Origin of the sequence: Pseudoalteromonas sp. B62, from assembly GCF_037162565.1 — a bacterium.
GTDB lineage: Bacteria > Pseudomonadota > Gammaproteobacteria > Enterobacterales > Alteromonadaceae > Pseudoalteromonas > Pseudoalteromonas fuliginea.
On record NZ_JARLVB010000001.1, the window covers coordinates 871,224 to 886,493 of the forward strand.

The window sequence follows — 15,270 nt, forward strand, 5'->3', positions numbered from 1 at the left end:
AAGCGACTATAACCTTAAAGTTAGCTTGAAGGTCAACCTACTAAGTTTATGTAAAGTGGAGTTATTATTAGTTATGAAAATAGGCGAACTTGCAAAACTTACCAACATACCCGCCAGTACTATTCGCTTTTACGAAAGCAAAGGGTTATTAACACCAACCACTCGCAGTGCTAATGGTCATAGGCTGTACACCCAACAAAACTTAGAAAAATTGCAGTTAATTAAATTTTCACAAAGCTTGGGGTTTTCACTCAACGAAATACCTTTATTACGTAACGAAAACGACGAGCTAAACCACACAGTAATAATTGAACGTTTAGAAAAAAACAAAAAGAAGCTGACATTTTGATTGAGCAAATGCAGAAAAAGTCACAACGTATTGGCAGTTTAACTACGTTACTCAACTCTTATTGGGATAAAGGCGAATGCCTGCCAGAAGGCAAATTGAATGAATTACTAAAAGTGATAGATTACGAATAAATGAATACAGCTTACTAAAATAAGCTGTATTTTATATTACTTAAGCTTTTTAATGCCAATTAATACACAGATGGCACCGCCAATAATACCCGCCCATGCTTCTATTGGTGTATCACCACTGAATGCACGGCTTAACTGCGAAACCGCCGCATCATACACGTCATATCCCCACATAATTAAAGCGATACCTATAACGATTAAAACAATACCTATAATCTTATTACTCATAAACACCTCTAATCTCTAACGTACATTATTTAATAATATTTACTTAAGTGTGCTTTAAAACTTAAGGTAAGTTTTTATTTTAAGTCAAAACACTTAAAATAATTTAATCGAGCTCTAGCTGCGCACGTTCAACGCTCTCACTAGGTAACTCTTTTTGTACCGATACACCAAGCTCTTTAAACTCTGATGCTTGTTTAATTAAATTACCTTTACCGCGGTATAATTGCGAGAACGCTTTGTCGTAACTTTCTTTCGCTTTATCAAGCTGCTTACCTACGCCTTCCATACTTAATAAAAAACCATTGAGCTTGTTATAAAAACGCTCAGCTCGATTTGCCAACTCTTTTGAATATTTGGTTTGCTCTTCAAAACGCCAAAGCTGTTTAACAATATTTAAACTAGTCAGCAGGGTAGTGGGGGTGGCTACTAATATATTTTTTTCGATTGCTTGTTGGTAAATATCACTTTGATATTTAAGCGCCTCAACAAAAGCTGATTCTATTGGTACAAACATAACCACCACTTCTGGCGAGTTAATACCAGGCAAACGGTCGTAAGATTTACTCGCAAGCTCATTAATACGTGCTGCAACCGCATTTACATGCTCTTTAATCGCTTGATTAGCATCTAACTCATTTTCAGCATTTACGTAGCGTGTATAAGCATTTAATGATGTTTTAGCATCAATAACTAAGTGGCGGCCTTGTGGTAAGTACACAACTACATCAGGGCGTAAGCGGCCATCTTCAGTGTTAAACGACACTTCGCGCTTGTAATCAACACCTGCGCGTAAGCCTGCGCTATCTAACACGTTTTCGAGCATGAGTTCCCCCAATTACCTTGGGTCTTCTTTTGCCCTTGTAGCGCGTTACTGAGCTTGTCGGCTTGATCTGTTATAGCTTGGCTTTTAGCTTGTAAATGCAGTAGCTCAGTTTTTAGCGCGGTCCGTTGCTTTATATCTTCAACGTGTATTGATTCCATTTTTTCTCTAAAACCTTTTAGCTCGCCTTGAACTGGTTTTAATAATTGCTCAATGCTTTCTTGATTTAAGGTTTTAAAGCTTTGTGATTTTTCTTCTAAAATTTTATTGGCTAGATTTTCAAACTCTTTTTTGAGCATATTTTTACTTTGCTCAATTTGCGCGAGTTGCTCACTAAAGCTTTGCTGTTTCTGCTCAAGGGTGGTGCGCATATTATTATACTCAACATCGCGTTGATTATATTGCTCACGAAGCATTGTAAGCTCGTCTTCGGCTTTGCGCCAAAAATGGTTGTATTGAATGCTTTGTTTTTCTTGTTCGCTAAAACGCGTTTTAAAATGCTGCGCCTCATCGCGCTGCTCTTGGTGAGTATGTTCGAGTAGTTCGTGATCCTCAAGTAAGGTGCTGTATTGTAGCTCTTTATTATCAAACTGATTTTGTAAGACTGAAAGCTGTTGTTGTTGTTCGCTTATTTTTAGGTGTAGCTTTTTGCGAAGCTGCGCAGATATAACACCATAAAATACAATACCTAAAATAGCACCAGCGCCTGCACTTAACCAATCGATGTTAGTGAGTATTTGAGTGAGCATAAAAATAAACTTATAAGATTTAGAGACATGCCATCATAACCAATAACAAGCAATAGAAGTAGAGGAGCAAAGAAATTACAGACATAAAAAAACCAGCTCAAATAAGCTGGCTAAATATTACTAAATTAAGTAATCAAAGGGAAAATCAACATGTACCCGAGCAAGCTGCAACTTAAATACGCATTTGCCAAAATAAATTACATTATTTGGCTAAGTTGTATAACAACAGGTATTACAGTAGACCGGTAAATGAAGTAATTAATTCAAAAATAATTTAATAACTTTAAGTGATACCAATCAGCATAAGTATTTGAACAACTGAACGAATTAAATCACTTCATACCAAAGCAGATTGGTACAAATTCGTTTATCTGAGTAGTGGTTGATTGGAATTGGCAAATTTTAGGCATAAAAAAAGCCAGTTCAAAATGAAGTGGCTTAATTATTACTAAAATTAGTAATTAAATAGGGGGAATCAACATGAAAACTTGTATTAACTGCAATTAATCAACAAGCATAATAGTAGACGCCTGTTTTTAAATTAAGTTCAGTAAAAACTCAAAAAAATTTAAATAATATTTAAATGATGAATTTTGACCATAAAAAAAGCCAGTTCAAAATGAAGTGGCTTAATTATTACTAAAGTTAGTAATTAAATAGGGGGAAATCAACATAAAACTTGTATTAACTGCAATTAATCAACAAGCATAATAGTAGACGCCTCTTTATTAATTAAGTTCAGTAAAAACTCAAAAAATTTAAATAATATTTAAATGATGAATTTTGACCATAAAAAAAGCCAGTTCAAAATGAAGTGGCTTAATTATTACTAAAGTTAGTAATTAAATAGGGGGAAATCAACATAAAACTTGTATTAACTGCAATTAATCAACAAGCATAATAGTAGACGCCTGCTTTTAAATTAAGTTCATAAAAAAATAAAAAATTTTAAAATAAGTGCTTAACGCTAAATTTTAGACATAAAAAAAGCCAACTCAAAATGGGCTGGCTCAATCATTACTAAAATTAGTAACTAAATAGGGAAATCAACATTATCGCTTGTGTAAAATGCAATTTAACAACAAGCAAAGTAGTAGACGCACTTTAATTAATTAAGTTCAAAAAAAATCTAGTTTTTTATTAATGACAACATTTGCTGTTCATCAAACTGGGTAAAACTCATTGATTTATCAGTAAATAATGCATCAACTAAAGCTTGCTTATCTTCTTGCATTTTAAATACTTTTTGCTCAATTGAGTTACTCATTATGAGTTTATATACAAACACAGGGTTAGTTTGGCCAATACGGTAAGCTCTATCAGTCGCTTGTTTTTCTACAGCAGGGTTCCACCAAGGGTCAAAATGTATAACGGTGTCTGCCTGTGTTAGATTTAGACCAGTACCGCCAGCCTTTAAGCTAATTAAAAATACTGACGTGTTACCGCTAGTAAATTCGTCAATTACTTTATCGCGATGACGTGTTTGCCCTGTAAGCAGACTAAAATCTATATTTATTTCAGCAAGACGTTGAGCGATTAAATCAAGCGCCGATGTAAACTGACTAAATATAATAACTTTACGGCCAAGGCTTAACATAAGCGGTAAGTGTGTTGCTAGCCATTCAAGCTTCGCAGATCCAGCTTGCGTATCCGGTTCAATTAATTTTGGATGACAACAAATCTGTCTTAGTTTTAAAAGAGCTTCGAGAAAGGCAAGTTTACTTTTTTGCACGCCTTGTTCGGCAAATAAGTCAGTTAATTTTTCTTCTAGTGAGCGAGTTATCCCTTCATACATTTCTTTTTGTTTAGGTTCAAACTCAAACTCTTTAGTTAGCTCTGTTTTTTCTGGTAGTTCTTGCGCTACTTGCGCTTTAGTTCGGCGCAAAATAAACGGCATTATTAACGCTTTTAATTGTTCAGCACGTTCCATATCGGCATCACGTTCAATTGGAGTTTGGAAATGCTGTTTAAAATGCGCTTGAGAGCCAAGTAACGATGACATAGCAAAATCAAGTAACGATTTAAGCTCAAATAAATTATTTTCGATTGGCGTACCACTTAAACATAATTTAAAGTCAGCATTAAGACGTTTAACTAGGCGCGATACTTGTGCTGTATCGTTTTTTATATATTGCGCTTCATCTAGTATTATATTTTCGAAATACAGCGGTGAGTAATAAGCAATATCACGTTTTAATAATGGATAGGTGGTTAAAATACATTGCGATTGCGCTAAGTGTTGCAGTGGTTCGTTACGATTCGATCCAAAAATAGTCGTTACTTTTAAACCTTTGGCAAATTTAGCTATCTCATTTTCCCAGTTACTAACTAAGCTTGTAGGGCATACTATTAGAGTAGGCCCTGCTTGCGGTCGGTTGTAAGTGCTAGTCAAAAATGCGATAACTTGCAGTGTTTTACCTAATCCCATGTCGTCAGCTAAAATACCACCTAGCTTGTGGCGTTTTAAAAAGCTTAACCAATCTACCCCCTGCTGTTGATACTCGCGCAATACAACAGAGTCATTCAAGCCATGCAACGATACAGATGGCATTGTACTATCTGAATTATTTAATTCTTTTAGATAGCTTTCTAATGAATCGTCATGCAGTTCTACATTAATTGCTGTATGTTTTACTAATTCAGGTAAGTACGAAAGCGGAATATTAAATTCATCTCTTATTTTTACAAATTCAAAACGTTGCTTAAATTCATTCAGTAAATTTATAGCCGATTTGTTTATAACACCAAATTGACGACCTACTGGATAATAGTGAAACAACTCACTTTGGCGGTTTAACGATTGATAAACTAAATCATCGTTATTAAAAAGTAACGCTGCTTTTGCATCATGGAGCACCACTTTACAATGCATTTGATGGCCAATAGCTCTGTTTACATTTAATGTTACTTCACTTTGAGGATTGGCAATATTAACTTTACTCACACTTACTTTCCATCCGCGTTCTTTAAAGCAGGGAAATAACTCGTAAATTAACCAGTGTAAATGAATAGGAGATTGCTTAGTAAAAATAAACTCACTTTGTAAACCCCTTTACAAAACTCAAAACCTAGATTTACTAACTCATTCGTAACTGTATTTTCAAATGCATTATTAATTATGTTTTGAGGGGCAGATCCTGCTAAGTAATTTTTATTTTTATACTTAAATAATAACGACAGTGTTAAACCGCGTTCTTCCATCGTTACTTTTAAAACAGCGTTACTGGCTGCTTTTGGCAATATTGTTTTGGAATTGGTTGGATGAGGTATAACCCCCGCACCAAAATTATCTGCCAACTGTTTATAAATTCTATCGAAGTTTGAGCTATGTAAAGCTGGTATTGTTTGTAAATGCGATATTTCGTCTGCACTTAATGGCGTACGTATACGCCCTATTTTTAAATAATCTAAATCTATGTATGTAGGTGGCGTTGTTTTAATCAGTGCCCAATTTTTGCTTTGCTCCAAATTAATACCCAACTGCGTTAAATCTTTTTCTTGTTTCCAATTAAAGTTCAGCGCTTGGGCACTTTGTGGCTTAATTGCAACACGAGAGCGTTGTAAAAATAATCGTTCTGTAGCAATAAGTTGTTGCAACGCATTAAAACCCCATAAACCTTTGAGTTCAATATTACCTACAGCATTTTGTGAACGGATCCAACTATAAAGTCTAAAATCACTTTCGAGTAAATCATTCGGGGTTATAAAGCTATTAAGTTGCTGATCGGTAAGGTTACGACCTAATGTGTAATTTTGATCTTTATCATAATTAGCTATTTTAGGTGATAAAAATACTTTGTTATTTTCAATATCTAATACAAAGAGTAAAACTTGCGACGGTATTGTTTGCTCTGCGCTTTTGAGTGCGCTTAACTCACTAAACCAATCATTAATAAAGTAATCTTCTCCGTATTCACCAGAGTGCTCTATTTTTAGTTTTAATAAAATTGCTGCTAGGTGACGGCATTTAGTTTTTATATTACACGTACAATGTGTATCAACCGAATAACCAGTTGGTATTTTACTGATCTCTATACGCTGATTGAACGGTGTACCGTTATCACCTTGCACAGTTGAATCAACAACAGAAAAGTTAGAAGTATGCTCTAACCAACTGATTTTTCCGTTTTTGTAATACTCTTTACCTTTGGCTAGCACATTGGGTCGAAACAGCTTATTTATAAAGCGTTCTGAAAGAGGAAACTGAGTAGCCTGCTCATTTTTAATTTCTTCAAAAATAGCCAGTAAATCATTTTTTGATAAGTTAGCAGACATGTCACTCTAAGGATTAGTTTTTAAAAATAATTCTGCCAGTATATGCCTTATGTGCTCTGAGCTAAAGCTATATTAACGCAATATAAACTGGTTGGAGTTGATTGGTTAGTAAAAAATTGGTTTATAACTAAATTTAGAATGGATTTTGTTGAATAAATTGCAAATGTTGCTGATTCAAAAAATAAAAACAACTTAAACAATAGTTAGAGCGCTTTTAGATCAGAATTTTACTAACACTTTTTAAAACATATGGTGAATAGATAAAAAAGAGGCGAATAGTTAGTAAAAAAATGATCTACGCAATAAAACAGGCTAAATAAGCACATTAACGGCGTGTACAGATCAGATTTATACTAACTAAATAATATTGCAGATCAATATTTAACTAACAAAACAAACTGGATAGATCGCTATTTTACTAACTAATTAAAAGCACTTAATAGCTTTGTAAGTTGCTCTAAGCGCTTGTCTGTCATCACTTTGTTGTTTATTTTTATAGAAACATCGCCACTTTTAAGATTTCGTTGAAGTGAAACAAAATCATTTTCGAGAACAGCTTCGCGTTTTACTGTAGTTTGCGGTTCAGCTGTTAAGCATTTAGTAACAGCCATTGCACGCTTGTCGTCGCTTGTAATCGCGTTAATGTCATTGTTACTTGCTAGCTCTTGAACCAACCGATTAAAGCTCTCAGGATCACGCTCCTTTGCAATAACAAGCTTTTTAGCAACTTCTCTACCAACATGATTAGCCGTAGGATAAAGCGCAATAACCTCAGCTGGTATTTGTTCATAGGCTTTAATTGCATCTGCAATGGCAGTATGCGAAACAGCTTCAAGAGCAGCTATTTCTCGGTAAGATCCTTTTTTACCTTGTTCAATTAATTCATTTTTAGTTTGTTGATAAGCTTGTCCTAACTCCCATAAACTTGGTGCTATGTATTGATCAGATGAAACAGCTAAAATTTTTGCATCTTGTTCAGTAAAGTCACTTGAGCTAAGCACTAAATAATCAGCGTTACCTAGAATACAGGCCATACGACGACGTGAACCTGCAAGAACTAAACTTTTGTCACCTTGATCCCAAAGCAAAGCAGGGTGCTGATTTCGACCATCATCGCTAATTGCAGGAAGAATATCTGATACTGACTTTTCGTTAAGAAGTGCCTGTACGCGACGATTTTTGCCATATACACCAGTGGTAGATTCAATATCAGCATGTGCGATCACTTTACAAACAAGCGTAATTTGACGAGCAGGGTCGCTCGGTGCAGGCATTCTAATTACATCGCCAGCATTCGCTTGTTCTAGTAATGCATCAAGACTACTGCTGCCTACAGCTGTTGCAAATGGATCTAAGCGGGTGTCATTTTTACGTTTTTTAGCCATTTTTATTTAACATCCTTACTTAGGCGTATTTAATTTTGATTGTGTGGATTGCCAATTAGATCGAATTAGCATTTCAAGTTCGTCAACAACATCTTTAATGTTTTCTTGTGCACGCATAAGCGATTCACGACTGGCTAAACTATCAGACGCTTTTTGATCAAAAATAGTATTAAAAGATGAAGAGCTCGCTGTAATTGCAGAACTGTGGTTAATTGGGTAACTCATTACTTGGCGGCCAAATGCACTACGAACATCTTTAACAATATCGCGTTGTGAATGGTTACCTTTTACATAATTGGTCACAAGAAACTGCATAAAGTCCCAACCTTCATGTCCAAGCGCAGCAACAGTATGATAAATCTCGCCTAACCTTTTTAGATATTTATTGTTTGCATCAAAATCGACAGCTTCAGGATGAACAGGAATAAGCATCGCTGTAGATGCCATTAATGCATTATAAAACATAAAGTTAAGAGTTGGGGCTGTATCAATAAGTAAAATATCAAACTCATCTTGAACCGGCTCGATTACTTTTTCTAATAACTTATGATAATGGCGAGTTTGCTCATAATTTGAAGTATCTTTTAATAAAGTGGCAGTTTCGTGCTCAAAATAAAAGTCATCCATACCCGATGGTAAAACGCGAATATTTGGAATATGCGTAGGTAAAAATGAGTTTGATACAAATTCAGGCCATGTTTCGCCTTCGTCTAGATCTATGCAATCGCGCATTAAATCACCAACAGTAATTGGATCATGTTCGCTAGAGGGGAAGAAGCTAGATGATGATCCTTGCGGATCTAAATCAATAATACCAATGCGATAACGTTTAATATTGGTTGTGGCAAGTGCCGCTGCAATATTAACCATACTGGTTGTTTTACCACAACCGCCTTTGAGGGAGTTTATAACAATAACTTGAAGTTTGTCGTCGCTAGTGCGGTGATCAGGCTTGATATCCATAATATCAGCCATTGCAAAAATATTTACAAGTGTGTAAGCATAATGGCCATTTGCACCGCGTTTTATGTTTAAATCATCAAAATCACCATTATCATGGCGTCTTTTTAAGGTACGATTATTACAACCTAGTAAATCGGCTGCTGCTTTTTGGGTGTATGTTCTTAACTCTTTTTCTTCGGATTTAAGATGAGCGCGATAATGTTGAATACGTCCTTCTAATGACTTTTCTGCAACTTCAGCAGTCGCTTTTAAAAGTCGATAGGTATTTAGCGCATTATTGTTGATAGACATACTTTCCTTCCTCAAAGTTAGGCAGTAAGTATAATGTCCATTCAATTTGCTGTAAACAACTATTTATGGCGACATGCATTTTAAAAAGAAGACATCTAATAATATTTTTACATCATTAATATTGCTTAGTATAAATAAAGAAGTTTAAAGGTGGTTAAATATATAAGGTAATAAAGGTTAAGGGTGTATAATTAGGATATAACTTGATGATAAATATGAATAATATTAAAAAAAGCAGATCACCTTTATACTTGGTTAAGATCAGATCTTTATTAACACTCAGATCAGCTTTTTACTAAGGACTAATTGAGATATATAGTTATGCACAGCTTACTCATTAAGTTATGAACAAAAACACCTCTTGAGATCCGATTTTTACTAAGTAAATTATAAAGTTATGCACGGGTCTACTAGATAAAAGGGGCATTGAATTAGTATAGATCTGATCTGTAGTAAGTACAGATCAGATCTATTCTAACTCGATATTGCTTTATCCACAGGAGAATTACTTAAAAGCGTAATTTGTCGTGTTTAATTTAATAAAATATCAATTACACTGGACAAAATAATAGCTGAGTTAGTAAAAAAGAGATTTATAACTCACTTGTTAGTATAATAATGATCTGAAAACACCAAAAATTGACAACAGTTAGTATAAAAGTGATCTGAATGTTTTATTTAAAGTCAGATCACTTTTATACTAACTTAAACATTTAACTTTTCTTGTTTTATGTGTTGTTATTAACTGTCGCAATAAAAATGGAAATAAGAACAATGAGCCGAAAGGTCAACATCTCGGTAGATAACTTGCCTGATACACTAAGAGGCCAAATTCACGGGGTGGAAAGTGCAATTGATAACGAGAGTTTAGCACTATTTACAGATAATAAAGATGTTCGCATTTCTATTGAAAATGCTGCTCATGGATTACGTGCTTATTCAAATACGTTTAATCACTATGATTTATGGGGACGCTTTGTTCGTTCTGGCCATAAGAAATTGCCGCTTGAAGAAGCACCGAAAAAAACAATCATTACACGTAAAATATCAGAAAAAGTGGACGGTATTTTATACGATGGCGAAATAAAAATAACACCTGCTGTTGTGAGTACTCGTAAAGATGGCGAAGACGTAGAATATTTGGTTTGGCCATCAGATAGAGAAGAAAAAGTAGAGCGAGCCTTAATTCGTTTGGCTTCAAAAGGTAAAATAGTAAAAATTAATTTTAAGTCCGGTATTCAATATGCCGTGGTTTTTTCTATGAACGAGTTAGCGCAAGAACTCAAAGCGGTAGGGCAATCAATGCCGTATCCTGCAATTAAAGAATCACTTGAAGCATTACAAGGCTCTAAACTTTCGTTTAAATATTCGGCAACAGATACAAAAAACTCTGACATTGATGATTCCTTTTACGAATCAAACATGAACTTTTTATCGTCACTACATTTTAGTGGGAAAAAAGGTCAAGGCGGCAATGTTAAATGTGTAGCTTGTTTAAATGCATTTGTTCATAACATGATTGATAACCTTGAATACAAAGGGTATTACTTTAATAGCGCACAAGAATTAAAACGGGGATTGTCGCGTTGGATGATGCTTCGTTTGTACCATCTTTGGCGATATGCTGCTCCAGGTAAAACATATCATTTTAGATTGCTTTCTATTATGGAAAAGTACGGTTCTATTTATTCAACTGACAATATTACTGAGAATAAATTAAAAGCATTACGCCGTGATATGACAACAACAATGAAAGATTTGATTGAAAAAGGTGCGATATCAGAATACAGCATTACAAACGTCAAAGATGACAAAACTGGTAACATTATTGATTACACATACGAAATGCACCCGTCTGATCAGTTTTGTGACGAAATACTGACATTAAATAAGCATAACAAACGTATTGAGATTCAAGGTGGTAAACGCATTGTTGAAAATGCGGTTTTGATAGATGAAGATAAAATTGAAGAGATAGTAGAAAAATAGCAACGAATTTATTTTATTATCAATAACTACCTAAAAGGCCACTTAATGTGGCCTTTTTAACATAATCATTTATCTACTTGTTCTAAGTAAAGTCTGTTGACTAAAAAGTCATAATCTCGTTTGCGTGGATGGCTTAATGGTTTTTCATAGTTTTGTAATATGCCAAGTTTTACATCGGGTTCCGGATTAATTAAGATAAATGGCAATGCTGCACTAACGTGATACCTATTTTGTGCCGTGTATCTTACATTTACTTGGGGACTTACGCGAGTAGGGCGGCGTATTCGTAGTTTTTCTTTTTCACCTAAACTAGCAACTCGTGCTTGTTCTTGAGCTACAAGTAATTGCCACTTTTGCTGATCGATCATTCTTGGGTTTCGATAACCGGCCGATTTATCGAGCATCTCTAGTGCCATTTTTTTAGTAAGTGTTTTTGTTGCATGTTTGTGCATCCAGGTAAACCTAACTGAAAATGGGGATTCACTCTCACTATGAATTTTACGATATGCAGCAAGCGTTATTAAATTTGGTATAGCATTGTGAACAGCTTCAAATCGCGCATCGTTGCTATCAATAGCTAAAATACATTCTTTAAATGTAGCTTTAGCTTTATTCACTTGGGCTATACGATTATTTAAAGCATGTTTATCTGCATTTTTAATAACAAGCAAGCCTGGGTGCCTTTTTAAAACACGACTGCTTAAGCCCGATTTTTTATAAATGTCAGAAAAGGAGTGAAGGATTGCTTTTTGAGCCGGAGCGCCCGATATTTTAGAAACGATTATAGATTCTGGAACTTTACTTTCATCTATACTACTAACATCAGGTAACTGATAGTACTCTGCTTTGGAAAATTCACACTCTTTCAGTTCTTCAATTAACCTTAAAGTTAACTCGTTCATTAAATCAAACTGACTTCTAATTTGTACCTTAGTTACCATTACCCACCTCAAAGAACACATCTTACTAGGTCAATATTATTACATGCACTTTGCTTTGTCTAAATAAATAATCAAATCTACTCAGTGCTTATATATTCATTAGTTAAATAAAGTATGATGTGTTCTTTCTTTAAAGTGAAATCCCTAAACTAAGAATTAAACTTTTACATATTTGATCTTTGTATTACATCAACCAGTTAATGCGCTTAGTTCTGAATTGGCTGATTAACTAAGAGTAGGGAAGATGAGTTAATCGAACTTATATCGTATTAGTAACACGGTAATGAGACTAAATATAAAAGTTTTTAACTTCAGCATCATTCTAAAAATATCTCTACCATTTGGGTTTTTAATCATGATAAACACTATCGTGTTGGTAGAGAAAACGTAAATTGCGTACCACACCTTTACGTTTTGGCGCTTGTGAATCTAGTTCTTTTGTGAATACTTTACCATGCAAATAAATGATTAACACATCCGCCATATCATACATTAAGGCCTGCACATAGTAGTTGCTAACTATTAATTAAATCTCACTGTAAAGTTAAGGCTACATTACACATCATTTAAGTATGATGTGTTCTTTGCTAAGTTACATATAATAAACCCTTATGCTCTATTTATTCTCAATGCGCTAAAATTGCAATTAGCGCTCTATAATTGCTTGTATTTAAACACTTTAGTTTATTAAAGATAAAATTAAAGTGTATGTTATATAACCACATGGATTAAATAAGATTACTATTATACTTAACTCATAACTAAATAATTGGTAAATAGTGAATTTAGTCCTTGAACATAGGGGCCTGCATACGGTAATTTCTTCTTATCAGGTAATGTAGGAATGAGGAAAGAACATGCAATCGTGGAACCCAAATAGCTGGAGAGAGCTGCCAATACTGCAGCAACCACAGTACCCAGATCAAGAAATACTTAAATCAGTAGAAGGCCAATTAAAGACGGCTCCGCCTTTAGTTTTTGCTGAAGAAACAAGAAGCTTATTTAAACAACTTGAAGATGTGTGCGAAGGCCGTGCATTTTTACTTCAAGGTGGTGACTGTGCAGAGTCGTTTAGCGATTTTAATGCAGCTAACATTCGCGATACATTCAAAACAATTTTACAGATGGCAGTTGTATTAACATACGGCGGTAAATGCCCTGTAGTTAAAATAGCGCGTATGGCTGGTCAATACGCTAAACCTCGTTCAGCAGACTTAGAAACAATTAATGGCGTGTCTTTACCATCTTACCGTGGCGACATCATTAATAATATTGAGTTTACAAAAGAAGCACGTATACCGGATCCACAACGTTTAATGACGGCTTATCATCACAGTGCCGCTACGTTAAACTTATTACGTGCATTTGCACAAGGTGGCCTAGCCGATCTTCACCAGGTTAACCGCTGGAACATGGGCTTTGTTGCTGCAAATCCACTTAAAGAAAAATACCAACAACTTGCAGATAAAATTCAAGACGCACTAGAGTTTATGGAAGTGTGCGGAATTAACTCTACAATTGCGCCAAGCTTAAAAGAAACCGATTTATACACTTCTCACGAAGCTTTACTACTTGGTTACGAAGAGGCACTAACACGTCGCGACCATTTATCGGGTGATTGGTACGATTGTTCTGCTCACTTTGTTTGGATTGGTGAACGTACACGCCAACTAGACCACGCACATATTGAATTCTTTAAAGGCATTAAAAACCCAATTGGTGTTAAAGTTGGCCCAGGTATGGACCCAGACGACCTAATTCGTTTAATTGACGCATTAAACCCAGATAACATTCCTGGTCGTTTAACGCTAATTACGCGTATGGGTGCAGACGTACTTCCTGAAAAACTCCCAGCATTAGTAAGAAGAGTTCAACAAGAAGGCCGTAAAGTAATTTGGAGTTCTGATCCAATGCACGGTAATACTGAAAAAGCGACTTCAGGTTACAAAACGCGTAACTTCGATAATATCATGCGCGAGATCAGTCAATTCTTCGCTGTACACAAAGCTGAAGGTTCATACGCAGGTGGTGTTCACCTAGAAATGACAGGTCAGCACGTAACAGAATGTACAGGCGGTGCTTACGGTTTATCTGACGATGACCTAGCGCAGCGTTACAAAACTCAGTGTGATCCACGCCTTAACGCCGACCAAGTATTAGAGTTAGGCTTTTTAGTCGCTGATTTACTAAAAGACGCACGTAAATAATATTTGTTGAAATAAAAAAACCGCTTAATTGCGGTTTTTTTGTTTCAAATTTGATGAGTAAGTTAGTACTTACGTCGCTCTAAATCTGTTTCTATCAGTATTTTTGCAGAAATTTCTTCAACAGAATGATGCGTAGAATTAAAGTAAGCTATTTTGTGCCGCTTATACAACATTTCCACTTCGCGCACCTCAATACGGCACTGTTTAATAGACGCATATTTAGAATTAGCCATACGTCGATGCCTTATAGCCGCAAGTCTCTCAGGGTCAATCGTAAGACCGAATAACTTATGTTTATAAGGGACTAAACATTTAGGCAAACCTTCATTATCTAAATCTTCTTCTGTAATAGGGTAGTTAGCCGCTTTAATGCCGTACTGCAGTGCTAAGTATAAGCTTGTTGGTGTTTTACCACTTCTGCTAACGCCAATTAAAATGATGTCTGCTTCGGAAAAGTTTTTAATATTTCCGCCATCATCATTCATAAGAGCATAGTTAACCGCATCAATTCTAAAATCATAACTTTTTTCGTGGATAGAATGCGTACGATGCATTTTTGGAACAGGGGCTACATTGAGTTCTTTTTCTATTTTTTCGCTATACGTAGTTAAAAAATCATACGTAACTGCATCAGCCGATTTTATAATTTCACTTAAATTGTGATTCACAAAAGTAAAAAACACGAAAGGCTTTTCACCTGTTTTTGCAGCGGTTGCATTAATTAAAGCTTTAATTTCGTGCGCTTTTTCTTCAGTTTCTACAAATGGAATTGTTTTATGATTAAAATCGATAGGAAACAACGACAAAGTCGCATGCCCAAACACCTCTGAAGTAATTGCTGTTCCATCTGATATATAAAAAGCAGTTCTCATAATTAACCTTTTTATTGCGTTTAAATCCCTAAAATAGGTTTCCCACGGTTTACGTGAGGACTGTTGCCAG

10 protein-coding genes and 2 pseudogenes are annotated in these 15,270 nt (G+C 35.1%); 4 read left to right on the plus strand and 8 right to left on the minus strand.

The window, feature by feature from the left end:
• The first annotated feature begins 55 nt into the window (after positions 1-55).
• Together P4S71_RS03780 and P4S71_RS03785 are read left to right on the plus strand one after the other, a co-directional pair.
• Positions 56-349, plus strand: coding sequence for a MerR family transcriptional regulator (locus P4S71_RS03780; protein ID WP_337150123.1), 294 nt, complete (start codon positions 56-58; stop codon positions 347-349).
• Positions 346-480, plus strand: coding sequence for a hypothetical protein (locus tag P4S71_RS03785; RefSeq protein WP_008134402.1), 135 nt, complete (start codon positions 346-348; stop codon positions 478-480). Before P4S71_RS03780 ends, P4S71_RS03785 begins: the two co-directional genes overlap by 4 nt.
• Positions 481-516: 36 nt before the next feature.
• On the opposite strand, the gene P4S71_RS03790 is transcribed toward P4S71_RS03785, so the two are convergent.
• The 5 genes and pseudogenes from P4S71_RS03790 to P4S71_RS03810 all read right to left on the minus strand — a co-directional run bounded on the left by P4S71_RS03790 (position 517) and on the right by P4S71_RS03810 (position 9,191).
• Positions 517-708: a DUF3185 family protein gene (locus P4S71_RS03790; protein ID WP_007378812.1), complete on the minus strand. Its 192-nt coding sequence runs from the start codon at positions 706-708 to the stop codon at positions 517-519.
• A 103-nt stretch (positions 709-811) separates the two neighbouring features.
• Positions 812-2,277, minus strand: a pseudogene (gene rmuC / locus P4S71_RS03795) (DNA recombination protein RmuC).
• Between the two features lie 1,129 nt (positions 2,278-3,406).
• Positions 3,407-6,552 (minus strand): annotated as a pseudogene (locus P4S71_RS03800) (DEAD/DEAH box helicase).
• Between the two features lie 422 nt (positions 6,553-6,974).
• Complete coding sequence (locus P4S71_RS03805) at positions 6,975-7,937, minus strand: transcriptional regulator (RefSeq protein ID WP_337150124.1); 963 nt, start codon at positions 7,935-7,937, stop codon at positions 6,975-6,977.
• A gap of 15 nt (positions 7,938-7,952) precedes the next feature.
• Positions 7,953-9,191, minus strand: a complete 1,239-nt coding sequence (locus P4S71_RS03810; RefSeq protein ID WP_007378808.1) for an AAA family ATPase — start codon at positions 9,189-9,191, stop codon at positions 7,953-7,955.
• A gap of 774 nt (positions 9,192-9,965) precedes the next feature.
• Between P4S71_RS03810 and P4S71_RS03815 the strand changes: the two genes are divergently transcribed.
• Positions 9,966-11,180, plus strand: coding sequence for a hypothetical protein (locus P4S71_RS03815; RefSeq protein ID WP_008134405.1), 1,215 nt, complete (start codon positions 9,966-9,968; stop codon positions 11,178-11,180).
• Between the two features lie 65 nt (positions 11,181-11,245).
• Here the strand turns inward: P4S71_RS03815 and P4S71_RS03820 are convergent, their stop codons facing one another.
• On the minus strand, positions 11,246-12,121 hold the full coding sequence (locus tag P4S71_RS03820) for a DNA replication terminus site-binding protein (protein ID WP_007378806.1): 876 nt from the start codon (positions 12,119-12,121) through the stop codon (positions 11,246-11,248).
• A gap of 349 nt (positions 12,122-12,470) precedes the next feature.
• Positions 12,471-12,614 carry a hypothetical protein gene (locus P4S71_RS03825; RefSeq protein ID WP_337150125.1) on the minus strand — a complete coding sequence of 48 codons (144 nt, stop codon included), beginning with the start codon at positions 12,612-12,614 and terminating at the stop codon, positions 12,471-12,473.
• A gap of 364 nt (positions 12,615-12,978) precedes the next feature.
• On the opposite strand from P4S71_RS03825, the gene P4S71_RS03830 reads away from it, so the two are divergent.
• Complete coding sequence (locus P4S71_RS03830) at positions 12,979-14,328, plus strand: class II 3-deoxy-7-phosphoheptulonate synthase (protein ID WP_337121048.1); 1,350 nt, start codon at positions 12,979-12,981, stop codon at positions 14,326-14,328.
• Positions 14,329-14,390: 62 nt separating this feature from the next.
• Here the strand turns inward: P4S71_RS03830 and ppsR are convergent, their stop codons facing one another.
• Positions 14,391-15,200 (minus strand): posphoenolpyruvate synthetase regulatory kinase/phosphorylase PpsR, encoded by an 810-nt coding sequence (ppsR, locus tag P4S71_RS03835; RefSeq protein WP_007583184.1) that lies wholly within the window; start codon positions 15,198-15,200, stop codon positions 14,391-14,393.
• Positions 15,201-15,270 lie beyond the last annotated feature (70 nt).